Annotated in this window: 17 protein-coding genes; 14 read left to right on the top strand and 3 right to left on the bottom strand. The window is 41.3% G+C overall.

The features are described from left to right. Positions 1 to 212 precede the first annotated feature (212 nt). The 3 genes from TPSD3_RS02845 (at position 213) to TPSD3_RS02835 (ending at position 2920) form a co-directional block, all read left to right on the top strand. Positions 213 to 776, top strand: a complete 564-nt coding sequence (locus tag TPSD3_RS02845; RefSeq protein ID WP_086487075.1) for a thioredoxin family protein — start codon at positions 213 to 215, stop codon at positions 774 to 776. A gap of 675 nt (positions 777 to 1451) precedes the next feature. After that, entirely contained in the window at positions 1452 to 1979 is a 528-nt protein-coding gene (gene pal, locus TPSD3_RS02840) for a peptidoglycan-associated lipoprotein Pal (RefSeq protein ID WP_086487074.1), read from the top strand. Between the two features lie 296 nt (positions 1980 to 2275). Next, positions 2276 to 2920 (top strand): response regulator, encoded by a 645-nt coding sequence (locus tag TPSD3_RS02835; protein WP_176329703.1) that lies wholly within the window; start codon positions 2276 to 2278, stop codon positions 2918 to 2920. A gap of 76 nt (positions 2921 to 2996) precedes the next feature. Here TPSD3_RS02835 and TPSD3_RS02830 read toward each other — a convergent pair whose 3' ends face one another. After that, positions 2997 to 3269: a hypothetical protein gene (locus TPSD3_RS02830; RefSeq protein WP_086487072.1), complete on the bottom strand. Its 273-nt coding sequence runs from the start codon at positions 3267 to 3269 to the stop codon at positions 2997 to 2999. 209 nt (positions 3270 to 3478) lie between these two features. On the opposite strand from TPSD3_RS02830, the gene TPSD3_RS02825 reads away from it, so the two are divergent. The 3 genes from TPSD3_RS02825 to rsmI all read left to right on the top strand — a co-directional run bounded on the left by TPSD3_RS02825 (position 3479) and on the right by rsmI (position 8132). Then, the gene (locus TPSD3_RS02825) at positions 3479 to 4336 is read left to right on the top strand and encodes a PEP/pyruvate-binding domain-containing protein (protein WP_086487071.1); all 858 of its coding nucleotides are present in this window, start codon (positions 3479 to 3481) and stop codon (positions 4334 to 4336) included. A gap of 46 nt (positions 4337 to 4382) precedes the next feature. Then, positions 4383 to 7052 (top strand): aminopeptidase N, encoded by a 2670-nt coding sequence (gene pepN, locus TPSD3_RS02820; protein ID WP_086487070.1) that lies wholly within the window; start codon positions 4383 to 4385, stop codon positions 7050 to 7052. Positions 7053 to 7277: 225 nt separating this feature from the next. Continuing rightward, positions 7278 to 8132, top strand: coding sequence for a 16S rRNA (cytidine(1402)-2'-O)-methyltransferase (gene rsmI, locus TPSD3_RS02815; RefSeq protein ID WP_086487069.1), 855 nt, complete (start codon positions 7278 to 7280; stop codon positions 8130 to 8132). A 15-nt stretch (positions 8133 to 8147) separates the two neighbouring features. Here the strand turns inward: rsmI and TPSD3_RS02810 are convergent, their stop codons facing one another. Beyond that, positions 8148 to 8945, bottom strand: coding sequence for a DUF3050 domain-containing protein (locus TPSD3_RS02810; protein WP_086487068.1), 798 nt, complete (start codon positions 8943 to 8945; stop codon positions 8148 to 8150). 52 nt (positions 8946 to 8997) lie between these two features. Here TPSD3_RS02810 and TPSD3_RS02805 point away from each other — a divergent pair, with 52 nt between their 5' ends. From TPSD3_RS02805 to rnhB, 8 genes are all read left to right on the top strand, one after another. Further along, positions 8998 to 9618, top strand: a complete 621-nt coding sequence (locus tag TPSD3_RS02805; RefSeq protein WP_086487067.1) for a hypothetical protein — start codon at positions 8998 to 9000, stop codon at positions 9616 to 9618. Between the two features lie 25 nt (positions 9619 to 9643). Then, positions 9644 to 11236 (top strand): CHAT domain-containing protein, encoded by a 1593-nt coding sequence (locus TPSD3_RS02800; protein ID WP_086487066.1) that lies wholly within the window; start codon positions 9644 to 9646, stop codon positions 11234 to 11236. A 116-nt stretch (positions 11237 to 11352) separates the two neighbouring features. Continuing rightward, the gene (locus TPSD3_RS02795; RefSeq protein WP_086487065.1) at positions 11353 to 12702 is read left to right on the top strand and encodes an adenosylmethionine--8-amino-7-oxononanoate transaminase; all 1350 of its coding nucleotides are present in this window, start codon (positions 11353 to 11355) and stop codon (positions 12700 to 12702) included. A 29-nt stretch (positions 12703 to 12731) separates the two neighbouring features. After that, on the top strand, positions 12732 to 14483 hold the full coding sequence (locus tag TPSD3_RS02790; protein WP_086487064.1) for a tetratricopeptide repeat protein: 1752 nt from the start codon (positions 12732 to 12734) through the stop codon (positions 14481 to 14483). Beyond that, on the top strand, positions 14480 to 15145 hold the full coding sequence (gene lolB, locus TPSD3_RS02785) for a lipoprotein insertase outer membrane protein LolB (RefSeq protein ID WP_086487063.1): 666 nt from the start codon (positions 14480 to 14482) through the stop codon (positions 15143 to 15145). Before TPSD3_RS02790 ends, lolB begins: the two co-directional genes overlap by 4 nt. A 26-nt stretch (positions 15146 to 15171) precedes the next feature. Next, the gene (locus TPSD3_RS02780) at positions 15172 to 15741 is read left to right on the top strand and encodes an NUDIX hydrolase (RefSeq protein ID WP_086487062.1); all 570 of its coding nucleotides are present in this window, start codon (positions 15172 to 15174) and stop codon (positions 15739 to 15741) included. Positions 15742 to 15772: 31 nt separating this feature from the next. Further along, the gene (locus tag TPSD3_RS02775; RefSeq protein ID WP_086487061.1) at positions 15773 to 17089 is read left to right on the top strand and encodes a DUF2066 domain-containing protein; all 1317 of its coding nucleotides are present in this window, start codon (positions 15773 to 15775) and stop codon (positions 17087 to 17089) included. A 15-nt stretch (positions 17090 to 17104) separates the two neighbouring features. Further along, positions 17105 to 17695, top strand: a complete 591-nt coding sequence (gene rnhB, locus TPSD3_RS02770) for a ribonuclease HII (protein ID WP_086487060.1) — start codon at positions 17105 to 17107, stop codon at positions 17693 to 17695. A 34-nt stretch (positions 17696 to 17729) separates the two neighbouring features. Here the strand turns inward: rnhB and TPSD3_RS02765 are convergent, their stop codons facing one another. Beyond that, the gene (locus TPSD3_RS02765; RefSeq protein ID WP_086487059.1) at positions 17730 to 18092 is read right to left on the bottom strand and encodes a hypothetical protein; all 363 of its coding nucleotides are present in this window, start codon (positions 18090 to 18092) and stop codon (positions 17730 to 17732) included. Positions 18093 to 18102 lie beyond the last annotated feature (10 nt).

Genomic DNA, 18102 nt, shown 5'->3' with positions numbered 1-18102 from the left:
GCTATCATTGGCTTGATTGAGACGGTAAGGCTAGATTTGTGTCAACATTTGTATATGAATGATACACAACAGCCTCGCTCTATTTTCTTAAAAGCCACTTGCCACCGTCTCCACATAAGTATAACACACGAATGGAAGAGTGATAGGATTTAATCAACAGAATGATGCGCTATAATCTTCTGGCTTTTTTCATTACCGAGGGAGATTAAAAAATGGCACAAACCCCATCAACAATGATTGCATTAGGAACAGTGGCTCCTGATTTTTCTTTACCTGACGTGGTCAGCGGTCAGACGGTGAGTCTCACTGAATTAAGATCAGAAAAAGCCACATTAGTGATGTTTATTTGCAATCACTGCCCTTTTGTTAAACACATTCAACGCGAATTGGTGCAACTTGCCACAGATTATTTACCCCAACAGGTGGCGATTATTGCGATCAATGCCAATGATGCTGAAACTTATCCACAAGATAACCCCGAAGCCATGAAAGCGACCGCGTTGGAATGGCAGTATCCTTTTCCGTATCTTTATGATGAAACTCAGGAAGTTGCCAAAGCCTACCAAGCGGCTTGTACGCCTGATTTTTTCCTATTTGATGGGCAGATGCGCTGTGTTTATCGCGGTCAATTAGACGATTCGCGCCCGAATAACGGCATTCCAGTGACGGGACAAGATGTACGTCGCGCCATAGATGCCGTGCTGTCCGATCAAAACGTGCCTGAACCGCAAAAGCCCAGCATTGGCTGCAATATTAAATGGCGTAAAACAACATAATAATATACGGTATTATTTCCACTCTCATGTGAAGGTGTCAAGACCCACCTTCACAATTCGCCTATACTACGTATAAGGCTATCGCAATCAATCACTTTTTTAAATAAGGGTTATACCTTAGAAGGCGTTATTGCTACTAACCCACAAAAAAAGCCCACAACAAGGAAGCGGTTGTGAGCGAAAGTGAGATGTCTTATGGCAGAAACAGTGACGGGCGAACCCTGACAGAGTTGCGGTGAGGAGGATGAAGCAAGCCAATACCCGTCACTTGTTGGTAATGATAACGATTCTTATTTAGATTGTAAAGTCTTTTTTGACAAAATAGGGAAAAATTTTTGATACCCGCTCAATCTGGGGAGTTTGACAGAAAGAGCGGGTTATTTTGTCCTGTCTGGCTTTTTTGTATTCAGAATGATTTTATTGTATTTAAGCGAAAAGGATTAACAAAAATGTCAAAAAAGTGGTAAAATTACCACCTAAGTCATATAAACAGTCGCTTGCAAAGTTTTATCACGGTGCTAACCCAGCCAATGTAACACACTAAATCAATCGTTAGAACGGTTTTGTATGTCAAGGCTGGGTTTTTGTGCGAAATATGAATGTACCGTTCTGTTGAGTATTATTTTTTTTAGTGGTTATTTGTTCTTAATTTATTAATTTTCAAGGAGTTTTTACATGAAAAAAACCCATTTATCGTTATTACTGGCGGTATTGGTGGCTACAGGTTGTAGCTCTAAAAGTGCGTTACAAAAAGAAGACCCTAATGCCAGCGGCGTTCAAAACCAACCCAATGCGACAGACACGACACAAGGAGCAGGGGATCGTTTTGGTCAAGATGGTAACCAATTCGGTAGCGGTTCTATGAGTGCTATTCCTGTAGAACGTTTGATTTATTTCGATTTTGACCGCAGTGACATTCGTGCTGACTCCGAAGCTGTTTTACAAGCACATGCCGCTTATTTAGGAGCGAATCCTAATGTTGTCGTGCGTTTGGAAGGCCATGCCGACGAGCGCGGTTCTCGTGAATACAACTTAGCTCTGGGTGAGCGTCGCGCCAACGCCGCTAAACGCACATTAGGCATTTTTGGTGTTCCCGACAATCGCATGACCACGTTGAGCTACGGCGAAGAAATGCCACTGGACACAGGCAGTAACGAAGGCTCTTGGCAGCGGAATCGTCGCGTTGAGATTGTTTATCCTTAATCAATCCGTTGCTCTCGCCTAACTTCCCTCACGTTTTAAAGCAGTTAGTTACTGATGCGTGTTTCCCATGAGTCACGCATCAGTTTTTTTTATGCTTTTTTTAAGCCCCAAACATCGCCATCATCAAAGTGTATTAATGGGGGATTTCGCTTATACGCTTACATCATACATTGTCCGTGCTAAAATGAGATCATTCCTAAAAGTATTTTTTGCCGAATTTAAATCAAAAAGATTGGCTTTACCTCAATAAAACAATTCTGCCATAATAAGCCCTTACCCATCGCATGAGCATGACTATGGACAAAAAAAATACTACTGTTTTGATTGTCGATGATACTCCGGATAATTTGTCGGTTTTATCGGATTGTTTAGAAGAAACAGGAATGGAAATTATGACCGCTTTAAGTGGTCAAAATGCACTGGTATTAACTCAAGCTGTTTTACCTGATTTAATTTTGCTGGATGTCATGATGCCCGGAATGGACGGTTTTGAAACCTGCGAGCGTCTAAAACAAAACCCCATCACAGAATCTATTCCCGTCATTTTCGTGACCGCATTAATGGACACGGAAAGTAAAGTAAAAAGTTTCAGTGCGGGTGCAGTGGATTATATTTGTAAGCCGATTCAAAAAGCAGAAGTATTGGCGCGGGTTTATACCCATTTATCCATTAGCGAAATGCGCCGCGAATTGCAACAGCAAAATGAACGCCTACAAAAGCAAAATGAACGCCTAGAAGAATTCCGTTGTACGGCGGCGAATGAACTCTTTACGCCATTAAGTACCATTACTAACTCCGCTAAACATCTAAAAAATAATTTTCAAATTATGTCACCTGCGGAAACGTATCGAGACATTGAGAAAATCGAAGATTCTAGCAATCGCATGATCCAAATTATCCTAGAGAATCTGCTTAATACCGAAGAAGCAGAGACACCCTAAAAAAAACGGAATAATATTCCCTATTTTTGGGCTAAAAAAGGGGTGTTATTCCGTTTCTTTTTTATAAGCCTATATTTTAGGCATCGCCAGAAGAAAGACAGGCTTTTTTAGCGGTTTCCAACTGATCGTTGGTGCAGTGTCTGGTGGTGGTGCCGATGCACCAGTTTTTGCGTCCATTCCACGCGCTAATGGTGCGTTTAGAGCCATCTGCACAGCTCACGGAATAAACTTCCATTTCGCCGTTTCCCTTTGTTTTATAAGTGATATTGGTTGGGTGGTTAGCGGCCACGGGAGTGGTTAATAGCAATACATAAAAACCCAACGCTAAAGTAGTCAAGTGTGGTGACATGGCAACCTCGTTTTTTTAACAAAATTCCTACCAAATTGCAATCAATGAGGACGATTCTTATCTAATTTGTGTAATAATTACTCATCGTCCGTTTATCATTTTACCTCATTTTAAACTGTTGTGTGATCAATCGTGCGATTGGGCTTGATGAAACACAAAGTAACACTCTGTATTTTCCTTATAACCGTCTTCGTCATCAAACACAAACCATGATCAGTTATGTTTTACGTCTTACCGATCCCGCGGCCACTCATGTAGAACACAGTGGCAATAAGGGAGCTAATGTGGCTTTTTTAACGCAAAAACGCCTTCCCGTCCCTACAGGATTTATTGTCACGGCACGGGCTTATCAGGATTTTATCGCCAATGGACAACATTTATTAGAAAGTGTGAATCATTGGGATTTTCAACAATTTGAGCAAGTTCGTCGTAAAAGTGAAGCCTTGCGTGCTGCTTTATTTACCTTACCGCTGCATAAAAATTTGATCACTCAAGTCTATGAAATGTTGAGTGAATATCCTACAGATCAGGCTTTTGCCGTGCGTTCTTCTTTACTTCCTAATCCTGCCATGTCCAGCTTGGGGCAAGGAGAAACTTATTTAAATCATATTGGGGAAGAGGCTGTTTTTGAACGTATTCGTGATTGTTTTTTATCTTTATGGAAAGAAAGAGCGATTATAGAACGAAAACGCCATGAAATTCCACAATTAGAAGCCAGCACTGCCGTGGTGATTCAACAAATGATTGTGCCTGAATTATCGGGCGTGGCTTATACACACAATATTGTCAACCCAAATTCTAATGAGTATTTACTCAGTATTAAATGCGGAATTACCATTGAACAATGGTTAATGCACCGAGACAATGGACAATTGCGATATGCCGATTTAACCGACAGCACCCCCCACCCCCAACACAGCCGTCTAACTGATGCCCAAATTGAACAGCTATATCACCTGATTCAACGCATTAAAGTCCTTTACGATACCCCACAAAGTATTGATTGGTGTTTAGCTAAAAACTACCTTTATTTGCTGCAAACAAGACCCTTAGAACTCAGCGAATAATGATTTTATGACCTCGTTATTGAGTCACGTTAAGAGACATTGCAACATGAACAAGAAAACCGAGCAAACTATTCCTCAACCGATTTATCGCCATGATTATCGTCAACCGGATTATTGGATTGATAAAGTAGAATTAGCCGTCGATTTACATGACGATGTCACCATTGTCCGCAGTATTTTGCAAATAAGACGTAATAAAGACACCGCCAGCGAAGGTCAACCGTTGGTATTAAATGGGGAAAAATTAACCCTAAAAGAAATTGCCTTAAATGGGCAACCGTTACCCGAATCCGCTTATCAAGTAGATCGTGAAGCATTAATTATTTTTTCTGTCCCTGATCACTTTGAATTATCGACGGTTGTGGCGATCAAACCGCATGAAAATACGGAATTAGTGGGATTATACCAATCTAATGGCAATTATTGCACACAGTGCGAAGCGGAGAGTTTTCGCCGCATCACTTATTTTTTAGATCGCCCTGATGTCATGGCCACCTACAGCACCACCATTAGCGCGGATAAAGCCCGTTATCCCGTGTTGTTATCTAATGGAAATCGAGTGGCCACGGGGGAGTTGGAAAACAATCGCCATTGGGTGCGTTGGGAAGACCCTTTTCGTAAACCCAGCTATTTATTTGCCCTTGTCGCAGGCCAGCTTGTTTGTCATCATGGCACATTTAAGACCATGAGCGGGCGAGAAATTCGCTTAGAAATTTGGGTAGAACCGCAAAATATTGATAAATGTGAACATGCACTGCTTTCTTTACAAAAAGCCATGCAATGGGATGAGCAAACATTTGGCTTAGAATATGACTTAGATGTTTACATGATTGTGGCGGTGAATGATTTTAATATGGGCGCAATGGAAAATAAGGGATTAAATGTGTTTAATTCCAAATTTGTTTTATGCCGTCCCGACACCGCCACAGACGATGATTATGAAGATATTGAAGCGGTTATTGCACACGAATATTTTCATAATTGGACGGGAAATCGCGTCACCTGTCGAGATTGGTTTCAACTCACTTTAAAAGAAGGCTTAACGGTTTATCGAGACCAGCGTTTTACTGCGGATATGACTGATTTCGCCTTGAAACGAATTCGAGATGTGAAAAAGTTAAGAACTTTACAATTTGCCGAAGATCAAGGGCCAATGGCACACCCGATTCGTCCTGAATCTTATATTGAAATGAACAATTTTTACACCATTACCGTATACGAAAAAGGCGCGGAAGTGGTGCGTTTATATGAGACCTTATTGGGCAAGGAAGGCTTTGCAAAAGGATTGGCGCGTTATTTTGAGAAACATGATGGTCAAGCAGTGACTTGTGATGATTTTCGCGTGGCAATGGCAGAGGCGAATCAAATCGATTTGACCCCCCTTGATCGCTGGTACAGTCAAGCGGGTACGCCCGTTTGCGAAGTACGCGGCCGCTATGATGCCGAGCAAATGACTTACACCTTGCAAGTGACGCAAAGTCGCGCCCCTACGCCCGCCGTACAGCCTGCTTTTATGCCGTGTTTAATTCCCATTCGCGTGAGTTTATTTGACCCCAAAGGTCAGGCTTTACCGCTGCAATTAGCGGATGAAAATGTGCCTATTGGGGAAGAACGGCTATTGTCATTAAGTGAAACGCAACAGCAATTCATTTTTGTGAATATTCCTCAAGAACCGGTGCTGTCTTTCTTACGTGGATTCTCTGCGCCCGTGCAGGTTAAAATGCAACGTCCACGCGAACATTTAGCCTTTTTAATGGCACACGATAATGACAGTTTTAATCGTTGGGATGCCGGGCAGATATTAGCGCAAGAATTGCTGCTAAATTTAGCCCAAGATTGGGCGGCAGGACGGGAGTTAAAATTAGACCCGTTATTTATTCAAAGTTTTGGAAAAATATTAACCGATTCTCGTTTAAATCCTTCGTTAAAAGCGATGGCGATGATGTTGCCTGATGAGAAATTCTTAGGGCAGCAAATAGAACCCATTGACGTTGATGCGCTATATGAAGCGCGTAGTTTTATGACTCGCGTATTAGCGCGAACATTTCGCCGTGAATTATTGGCTTTATATCAACAATATCACAGCACAAGTCCTTATTCTAACAGTCGTTCTGCGATTGATGCGCGTCGTCTTAAAAACACAGTATTAAGACATTTTTTAACCGCCTTGCAAGATGAAGAAGTGATTGCTTTAATTGGGCAACAATTCCAACACGCCGATAATATGACAGATATGCAAGCGGCATTAAGTTGTTTAATGGAATTAGAAATTCCCGAACGCGAACAAGCCTTGCAACAATTTTATGGGCGTTGGCAACATGATCCGTTAGTTTTAGACAAATGGTTTGCGTTACAAGCCAGTTCTTCTTTACCCAAAACATTAGATCGGGTATTAAGTTTAGCCTCGCATCCTGATTTTAATTTGCGCAATCCTAATCGTGTGCGTTCGTTAATCTGGACATTTTGCTCACTCAATCAGGTTCGTTTTCACAGTGCAGATGGGCGTGCTTATAAATTCTTAGCGGAATTGGTGTTAGAATTAGATCGCTTGAATCCTCAATTGGCTTCGCGTTTAGTGGGTGCATTTAATCAATGGCGACGTTTTGACAAATTACGGCGTAATTTAATGGAGTCACAATTAAATACCATTATTGCTCAACCTAATTTATCCACAGATGTGTATGAAATTGTCAGCCGCAGTTTAAATTATCGGTAATTCTGTAGCAAAATTAAGCCGTTGATAAAACTTTTCTGTCAGAATCAGAATTGACAGACACAAGAATTTTCAAAATTAATTCTTGCCAGTGGTTTATTTTCAGCAGATTTCTTATTCTTTCATTCTGAAAATCCTGAAATTCTGTAAATTCTGATTCTGACCAAATAAAGACTTTAAGAACCACATCTTTTTGGTATGCAAAACCAATAAAAATAGCGAGAAAAAATGACCCAAGGGATTTTATACATCGTCGCCACGCCAATTGGCAATTTACAAGATTGCTCAATGCGAGCGATTCAGATTTTAAAACAAGTCGATCTGATCGCGGCTGAAGATACCCGTCATAGTCGTCGTTTGCTGGATCAGTTTGGTATCACAACGCCATTATACGCCTTACACGAACACAACGAATACCATCACAGTCAAACCCTAACTTCTCGTTTATTATCAGGGACATCAATCGCCTTAATCAGCGACGCAGGGACACCACTAATCAGCGATCCCGGTTATTATCTGGTCGCGGCGTGCCACCAAGCAGGAATTGTCGTCAGTCCAATCCCGGGCGCAAGTGCCTTAATTTCCGCTTTATCGGCTGCGGGAATGCCTGCAGATCGCTTTGTTTTTGAAGGTTTTTTAGCGGCAAAATCAGGCGCACGATGTAAACAATTAGAAGCCCTCCGTCAAGAATCCCGTACTCTGGTTTTTTACGAAACGCCCCACCGAATTGTTGACAGTGTAGCCGACATGATCGCCATTTTCGGTGCAGCGCGTGAAGTGGTGATGGCACGGGAATTGACCAAAGTGTATGAGACTATCCATCGCAGCAGTTTAGGCGAATTATTTCAATGGTTACAACAAGATACGCAACAACAAAAAGGTGAATTTGTTCTTGTTATCGCGGGCGCACCCCCACAATCCAATGAGGAAATCCCTGCCGAAGCGGTGCGCATTTTTCATTTATTACGCGAGGAATTACCCTTAAAACAAGCCGCTAAATTAACCAGTCAAATAACAGGCATTCATCGCAATCAATTATACGCCCTTGGTTTGCAAGAAAATCCGAAAGAAACGGGCGAATAATTTTTAAGTTTTTCTTTAAAGTTGTTGACTCGGTAAGGATAATAAAACGCCATCCCAAAAGGCTTTCCGTGCCGTTAATGCTTGCACCGCGGCTTGTTGAGCTTGCTGTAAGAATTCGGGAGAATCGTGACATAATGCCGTGAGTAAACGAAGCGATAATGGCGCGTGAAAATCTTCATCTAAATGAATATGGCGTTTTAAATAAAAATGGAATGTTGGGGCTTGGGTTTCAGTAATTCCCATGCGCGCTAAAAAACAGCGAAACATAGCAGGAATAATATGCTCCCGTCCCAAAGCCAAAGCCGCCGCCACCGCGTGAGGCTGTCCGCTGTGAATGAACGTAAAAGTAGTGCGGGTAAAATCTCGCGCCGGCAAAGGCACATGAGCCGCAGTGAGCGCATGTTCTACGGAATGCTGTTGTGAGAGTAAATCAGTAAATTTTTCAATCACTTGCGTATTTGCACCGATCTCACGCATCGCCCCACAATACAACTCAAAATGGCTGCTAAAAACCGCGTCTTGCCCTTCTTCTGTCGGCACTTGGTCTGATTCTTCTTCTAAAACCAACTCATTAATAAAACGTCGCACCCCCCGGTCGCCGCGTGGCAACCAAGGCACTGTGGTGGGCGCAATTTGTTGTTGTAAATATTTGATTAATGACATAAAATCCCAAACACTATAAACATGATGCTGCATAAAACATTGCAAATCTTCCAATGTTTGCAAGGCGTGGTAAATAGGATGTTGATTTAATTGCTGTTGCAAATCAATCAACGCATCGTCATGAAAAGGTAATGTGGATTGGTTTATCATGGGCTTGTTATCCTTTAATTGGGGTCAATCACAAGGTGAATAGGTAGGAAAAATGAGCGCGAAAACAGCTAATTTTTTTGAAGAATTAAAACAGCGTCTAAATCGAGTTGAAGCAGAACAACATCGACAACGTTCTGAATTAACGCAACTGAGCGATTTAGAACAAGAAGTGATGCGTTTAGAAAATCGCTTACAGGAGATTCAAAGCGGTGATCATGAACCATCTAATATCCAGCCTGTTGATTTTAATCAAATGCGTGATTTGAAAGAAATTAATCGGCTAGAGCGGGAGTTAAAAGGTATCAAAGTCACGTCCGTTAATGTGTCCAAAGAAAGTGGAAACAGTGAAGATGATCGTTATTTTGATGAAATTGAGAAACTGCGCTTAGAATTGGGCAGTTTACCGCAAAAAAATCCCGCTAAATCTACCGCTACATCCGAAAATAAAGCGGCTACACCTGCAAAAAAAACCACAACAACCACCGCCACTGCGCCTCGTTTCGTCATTTGCTGGGTGGCAGAGGGGACAGTGTCTGAATGGTCAGAAGCGGCAAAAAGCTGGCAAAAACAAGGACAAGGACACGGCTATGAAACAGCCGATCAAGCCCGCACCAGTTTAGCGCGCTTAAAACGGCAGTGGCCGAATTATGTTTTAAAAGTGATCAAACGCTAAATCATCAAAATAAAAGCGATTTATTATGTCACTTGCGACGTTTAGCTTTTCTCCCAGTGATTTCTCATTACCGAATATTTATTTCACTCTACCTTATCCGTTTTATTCTAATGCGATTCAAGCGGCAGATCAAAGTTTATGGGTAAGGGCTTATCGCAACGCATTATGGCACACTTTACCGCAAAGTTTGCACATTTTCTCTCGCGCCATTCACGTCCCATTTCATCTGCACAGTTCCCATCCTACATGGCAAAGTGTGGCATGGGAATTGTTATCAGCGCAACCTCGTCGCATTTATCGCAGTCATGCGCATTTACCTGTTTTAAAACAAGTTATCACAGAACCTTTATCTATTTTATTCCTACAATTTCCCGTGTTATTACAACACCATCGCTTGGCTTTAGAACAAGAACAATGGGCAGTTCAACAACAATTATTACCCTATTCTGAAGCAATAATTTTAACTGCGGTGATGGTTGATTCTTTAGCCCAATTCAACACATTATTATCACAAAAAAAATGGACAATTATTATCATCAGTGGTCATGCAGCGATAACGCGAGAATATGAACAAGATAAAATTAAACTACTGATTAATGCGCAATGTTCATTAACAGGACAACAAGTTGCTGAATTATTACAAAAAAATCCACCTTATTTATTATTATTAAATACCTGTTTATCAGGCATGATTCCAAAAAATCCCAATCACAGCTTATTATATCCATTATTACGAAGTGGAATCACCCATTTAATTGCCATGCAAGGACAGCTTTTAGATCGAGCCGCTTTAAAGTTTTTACACGGTTTTTTACACGGTTTAATTCAGGCTAAAACCATATTAGATTCAGTAGAATGCGGCCGCAAATCTATGCGACAATTATTAGAAAAAAATGAAATCTGGCAATCCTCTCATCGCCTTGACCCCAGTGCTTATCAATCGTTTTTACCTGTTTATTATAGCCAATGTCCTGACGATATTTTACTGCCTAATTGTTCTGCAATTCATGCTGAGAATCCAATAGCTATTTTTCCGCCGCCATCTTCCATTTTCATTGGGAGACGGGAGTTAGTCCAATCTATTTTTTCAATATTGATAGAAAAAAATTTTAATAGCGTGTTATTGCAAGGCGTTAAAGGTTGTGGTAAAACTGCATTAGCTGAGGAATTGATTCGTTTGTTAAAACAACAGCAGATAATAATTAAAAGAGAAATTGCAGAAATAGAAAATAACTCCACCCATATCATTTATTTTATCGACAATCCAAACTCTGCACAATGGGAAAAAATTCAGCAACAATGGCAATGGAATTCACCACCGCGTTATCTTTTAATTACTGATCATAAAATAAGCGAAATAACTTGGGTAAAAACAGTGATTATTCCCTTAGCTAATTACGCGGATTTTCTCGCTTATGCGCAGCAATTGGGATTGCCGCATTCGGCTTTGCAAATTCGTTTAATGTACCGAATTTGGGGGGCGCGATTTCGCGGATTAGAGATTTTACGCACGCTGCCGACGCAAAACGGAAAAAAATTACAACAACAATTGCTACAAATTAAACGATGTTTATATCAAGAATTAGCCTCCTCTGTTCCCTTATTGTCCGACAAATAAAATCGTTAAAATCCACTTTATGCCGCGCATTTTTTGCCCCACTCAGGTTACAATAGACGCATTGGCTTGACACGCCGCATTAACTTGATATTTTCCTGCCTATTTTGTCCCCAATAATGAAAAACCAGCATTTTATTCAAAGAGACCTCGCCAGCGTTTGGCATCCTTGCACCCAAATGAAAGACCATGAAAACCAATTGCCTTTAATTCCCATTAAACGTGGAGAAGGCATCTGGTTAGAAGATTTTGAAGGTCGTCGTTATATTGACGGCATTAGCTCATGGTGGGTTAATTTATTCGGTCATGCTAACCCTAGAATTAACGCGGCAATTATTGCTCAATTACAACAATTAGAGCATGTTATTTTAGCAGGATTTAGCCATGAACCTGTGATTGAATTATCAGAAAAATTAATTGCTATTACACCAAAAGATTTAACCCGTTGCTTTTATGCTGACAATGGTTCTTCAGCGATTGAAGTGGCTTTAAAAATGAGTTTTCATTATTGGCAAAATCAAGGACAATTAAAGAAAACTCGCTTTATCACGTTACAACACAGTTATCATGGCGAAACTTTGGGCGCGTTGGCTGTGGGTGATGTGGCCTTGTATAAAAAAACGTATAAGCCTTTGTTAATGGAGTCATTTATTGTCCCTTCTCCGGCGGGTTGTGATGCTGAGTCAGGAGAATCTTATGCCGATTATGCCCAACGACAATTTGAAATCATGGCACGTTTATTAGCCGAAAAAGCAGAGGAAATTTCTGCGGTCATTGTCGAGCCTTTGATACAATGTGCGGGAGGAATGCGCATTTATGATCCCATTTATTTGTGTTTATTACGTCAAGCTTGCGATCATTATGGTGTGCATTTAATTGCAGATGAAATTGCCGTAGGATTTGGGAGAACAGGGACATTATTCGCCTGTGAACAAGCAGAGATTAGCCCTGATTTTTTATGTTTATCCAAAGGATTAACGGGTGGCTATTTACCCTTATCTGTAATTTTAACGCGAGAAAATATTTATCAGGCTTTTTATCAAAATGATGAACGCTTGGGTTTTCTCCATTCTCACAGTTATACGGGAAATCCTTTAGCCTGCCAAGCGGCATTGGCAACGTTGGCTATTTTTGAACAAGACCAAGTTATTGAAAATAATAAAAATTTAGCCAAAACCTTACAAGAAGCCCTTACGCCTTTGCGTGATCATCCCCATGTTGGCGATGTGCGACAATTGGGCATGATCGCGGCGGTGGAATTGGTCGCGGATAAGGCGCGTCGCGTCCCGTATCCCGCGCAGGAGCGGCGTGGCTTGCAGTTTTATCGTGCTGCCTTAGATCAAGGTGCATTGCTGCGGCCGTTGGGAAATGTGATATATTTTATGCCGCCCTATGTCATTACCGCAGCACAATTACAAGATTTAGTCACCATAGCGCACCGTGCAATTGATATAGCGACACACGTTTAGCTTATTACTTTATTTGGAGTATTAATCCAGTGAAAAATCGTTTTATTTACCATCTTATTTTGGTGATTTTAACCAACTTTATTACGGGTTGTGCGGGCTTGACCAATCCGCAAGGTCATGCCCATGCCATTACTGATAATGAAGAAGCAACAGAGCCAATGCTTATTGCCAAAGCAAATAACTATTTTATTTCTTCAGAACAAGAATATTTTTATAAGATATTAGTGGCTGAAATTGCCGCTCACCGAGAACAATATGAATTGTCTGCAACGCATTTCTTAGAAGTGGCGGAGAAAACCAATCATGCTGAATTAGCTGAACGCGCTGCCAGAATTGCTTTATACGCTAAATTACCTGTTTTGGCTTTATCTGCGGCGCATTTGTGGGTTAAATTAGTGCCTGATAATCCAGAAGCACGCCAAGTTTTAGGCAGTTTATTGTTGCAAGAAAATCGTACTGAAGAAGCCTTAGTGCATTTAGAAGCGATGTTGGAAAATTTAACCGAAGATAACCAACAGCAATTAGATTTAATTAGCTTATTGTCTGCGCAACAAGGCAATGAAGAAATCGCCTTAAAATTAATGAAACAATTGGTGGATAAACGAGGCGATGATATTGATATTTTATTGGCTTATTCTCGCTTGCTTTATCGTGCAGAACAATTTGCTGAAGCGAAACTTGTTTTAAATCGTTTATTGGCATTAGACCCTATGAATGAATCGGCTGTTTTTCTTTATGCTAATTTATTAAATCAGCAAGAAAACAGTAAAGTGGCTTTAGGTTTCTTAGAAGAAAAAATGCGCAACCATGCCGATCCCAGCGATAATTGGCGATTTTTATACGGTCGCTTATTAACGGGAGAAGGTGAATTTGAAGCGGCATTTGAACAATTCTCTATTGTTTTAGAAAATAATCCCGACACTCCAGATATTATTTACGCTTCGGCTTTAATTGCCATTGAATTGGAGCGATTTGATGTGGCGCGTGAGTATTTAATGGATTTATTAGAAAATACTCAGCAACAAGAATTAGCCTATTATTATCTAGGGCAGATTGCAGAAAAAGAGAATAAACCCGAATTGGCAATTGATTGGTATAAAAAAGTTTCTGATAAATCATTTTTTCTCAGTGCGCAAATTCAAATTGTGCAGTTACTCATTGAGCAGAATCAATTCGAGGCGGCATTAAACCATTTGCAGCAAATTCAAACTGAAGATAGAGAAGAAATGCGCAGTTTATTGCAGTTTGAAGCCAATCTACTGATTGAGCGTGATTTAAAAGAAGCGGCTTTGGCTGTTTTTGAACGGGGATTATTGCAATATCCTGACGATTTAGATTTATATTATGCCCGCGCTATGACTGCTGAAAGCATCGATCGTTTAGATATATTAGAGCAGGATTTACGTCATATTTTAAGCATTGATCCGGATCATGTGGAAGCCATTAATGCACTCGGCTATACCCTAGCAGATCGCACAGATCGTTATCGTGAAGCCTATGAATTAATTGAAAAAGCCTTGTCTATGCGCCCTGACAGCCATTATATTATCGACAGTATGGGTTGGGTGTTGTATCGTTTGGGACAAAATGATCAAGCCATTGATTATTTACGTCGCGCATTAGCGATTGAATATGATGCAGAGATTGCGGCGCATTTAGGCGAAGTATTATGGGCAACAGGGGCAGAACAAGAAGCCAGAGAAATTCTGGAAAAAGCATTGGAACAATTCCCCAATGATAAGAAATTATTACGAGTAATGGAACGGTTTTTAACGCCATGAAATTATTTTTATTTGCGCTCTCATTTATCTTAATTACGGCTTGCGCGCCTGCGCCGCCAAAACGCTCCGCCATAGGCGACGCATTATGGCAAGTACAGCAGCCGCGTTTAAGTCAAATTGAACGGTTTCAATTAAATGGCCGTTTAGCGGTAAAAACCAATGAGGATAATTGGACAGCGAATGTTTATTGGAAGCAGCACACGCCCAATTATGAATTGCGCTTTACCGCACCTATGGGACAAGGGGCATTGCGTTTAGATGGTACGGCACAAGGCGTTATTTTACGCACAGCCGAACAAAAAACTTATTATGCCGATAATCCTGATGAATTAATGCGTGAAGTGTTAAAATTAGCTTTGCCCGTGAGTTATTTATATTATTGGGTGCGCGGAATTCCTGTGCCGCATGTGGCAATTCAGGATTATTTACCCAGCGAAAATGGCTATTTGTACAGCTTAGTGCAAGCGGATTGGAAAGTGCATTTTGACCGTTATCAAGCCGTGCAGAATGTCCAGTTACCAGGGCGAATTTGGTTAGAAAATGAGCAGTTTTCTGCTCGCTTTGTGATCTCGGAATGGCAACTTGATGCTTTGCCCATTTCTAATTCCGCTTTAAAAGTAAAATTAGAAATGCCATTATCGAATAAAATATGGTTTTATTAGCCACTGATTAAGGTAGATATATTCACATGAAATATTGCAGTGAATGCGGCTCTGATCAATTGTTGATTCAAATTCCTGAAGGGGATAATCGTCCGCGCCACATTTGTGCGAATTGCGGCATGATTTATTACCAAAATCCTAAAGTCATTACGGGTTGTTTAGTGCAGCATCAGGGTAAAGTGTTATTGTGCCAACGCGCCATTGAACCGCGTTATGGTTTATGGACAATTCCCGCAGGTTTTATGGAAAATCAGGAAACTTTGCAACAAGCGGCTATGCGAGAAACGTGGGAAGAAGCCCAAGCCAAAGTCACTGCATTGCGTTTATATGCTTTATTTAGCATTCCTTATATTAGTCAAGTTTATGTGATGTTTTTGGCGCAATTATCTCCAGAAAATCCCACATTTGCCGCAGGTACGGAAAGTTTGGCGGTGGATTTATTTGATGAAAACAGCATTCCTTGGGAAAAATTGGCTTTTACCGTGATAAAAACCACATTAACCCATTATTTTCAAGATCAAAAAACAGGACAATTTCCCATGAGAATAGGAGAAATTGTGGATTCTACCGTTTCTATTTCTGCTGTTATTGCTTAATTGTTTTAAACGAATTTTTGAGGAAAAATCCGTGAAATTATTACTGATTCTTTTGCTTTCTTTTCCCTTAATAACATGGGCAGTTCATCCAAATACATTACCGTATCAAGCGCAAGTAATGGTGCGCACTCAAGAATCTAAGGAATTAAATCAAGCCTTTGAACAAGCCTTGCATCAAGTGTTAATTAAATTAACAGGGGCAGCACATCAAATTAAAACCAAAGAAGCAAAACAACAGATTGGTTTAGCTGAACGTTATGTGGAAGGCTACCATTATTTAAACCCTAATACCATGGGGCAATTTCCTTTGGTGGTTGATTTTGATCCAGAAGCGATTGATGGATTAATTAAAACGCTAAATTTAACGGTATGGACTGCGGAAAAACCTGTGGTATTAAGTTGGATTTGGACTAGCCCTGATGAGATTCAATGGGTGATTACCCCTGAAGATCGTCCCAGTGAAGCAGAGGTGTTAAAAAATCAAGCGGATGCTTTAGGTTTGCCCATTATTTTTCCTTTAATGGATGTGGAAGATCGGCGTTTATTAACCCCAGAATCTTTGGCAAATATTGAAGCTTCGGTGTTGCAAGCGGTGATGGATCGTTACGGCATAGATGTTATACTCATAGGACAAGTGCAATCGACGGTAAAAACGGAGCAGATTGAAGTGGCTGCGAAGCCAACGCCAGATGCGCCTGTTTCTCCCGAAAAAGCCGCCGTGAACCCTTTAGCGCAAGCGGCGCAAGTACGCACGCCAACTTCACCGCCTGTCATGGCCGATCCTGCCATGTCAAATTTACCGCCATCGCACAGCATTACGCCGGTTTCCCACGAAAAAACCGAGCCATCGCCCCCACCCATTCCGCATAAAATCACCCGTAAACGTGAACAGTGGACAGGTGATTGGCAGCTATATACAAGAAAAAATACTGTACAATCAAATCGTTGGCAAAGCAAATCGGAGAAGGGTTTAAACGATATATTTGCATCGGGTTTGGGGATGACTTTGCAGCATTTGGCGCAGCAACATGCCAATCCCAGTGCCAATCCAGTGGTGGATGCTGCTCCGATTGCGCCTGTTGATCCCCATGCGCCCACCCAAACCGTGAAAATTGTGGTGACCGGTATTCAGCATTTACAAGATTATATTGCGGTTAAAAATTATTTAGCCAGTTTAGCGTTAGTGCGAGCGGTAAATGTTCATACGATGACTCCAGAGGAAGTGACTTATGAATTGGTTTTAATGGGAGATGAAATGGCACTGCAAACGGCGATTGGTAATGGAAGAACGTTGGCGGGAGATTCGATTTTGCCGGGGGTTAATTTTTATCGTTATCAACGTCCTTAATCATCGGGAATATTTATGGATTTATTTTCTTCTCCAGAAGGCTTAATGGCAGGCGTTGATGAAGTTGGGCGTGGGCCATTAGCGGGAGCGGTAATTGCAGCAGCGGTTATTTTACATCCTGAGCGGCCGATTGTTGGCTTAAATGATTCTAAGAAACTGACTGAGAAACGTCGCAATGAATTATCACAACAAATTCGAGAATCTGCATTAGCATGGGCTTTGGGACGGGCTGAAGTCGAAGAAATTGATCAGTTGAATATTTTGCAAGCCAGTTTATTAGCCATGCAGCGTGCGGTGATGCAATTGTCGTGTGTGCCGCAGCGGGTATGGGTGGATGGGCTGCATTGTCCCAAGTTGCCTAATATGGCCGTGCAAGCGATTGTTAAAGGAGACAGCAGCGTACCTGCAATCAGTGCGGCTTCAATCATTGCCAAAGTCGCTCGTGATCAGGAAATGGAAGCGTGGGAACAGGTTTATCCCGGTTATGGTTTCGCCCAACATAAAGGCTACCCCACACGCCAACATGTACAGGCTTTACAACAACTTGGCGTGACACCCATTCATCGGCGATCATTTGCACCCGTTCGGGCGTGTTTAAATAAATAATTAGAAGTATTAAAAATAACGGATAATGATCGCGTTATTTTTCATCTAAAGAAGAAACAGCCATTTCTTCGTTTTGTTCATACAAAACTGATTCGCAATGGGTAATTAATTCTTGAGCAATGGCTTCTCGAATGGCATTGCGATCTTCGACGGGCAATTGATAACGTTCAGCGAGAATATGATAATCTTCTTCGGATAATGTCACCGTTAAGCGCGGGCGTTTTGGTTTCTTAGAAGGCAAGCCAATGATGGCACGAATTTGTGTTGAAGAACTGACCCCGTGTCGATTGGCTTCTTCTCGAATCACATCAGCAATAGCGCGATTAAATTCAAATGCCAATTGTACCGCACGAATACTGCGGTCGGATGTTTGCCACGACTTAGGGAGTTCTTTCATGCACCACCTC

The sequence above is a fragment of the Thioflexithrix psekupsensis genome (assembly GCF_002149925.1).
Taxonomy (GTDB): Bacteria; Pseudomonadota; Gammaproteobacteria; order Beggiatoales; family Beggiatoaceae; genus Thioflexithrix; species Thioflexithrix psekupsensis.
Note: the sequence above shows the minus strand (reverse complement) of the source record. Positions and strands in the feature narration are given on the sequence as shown.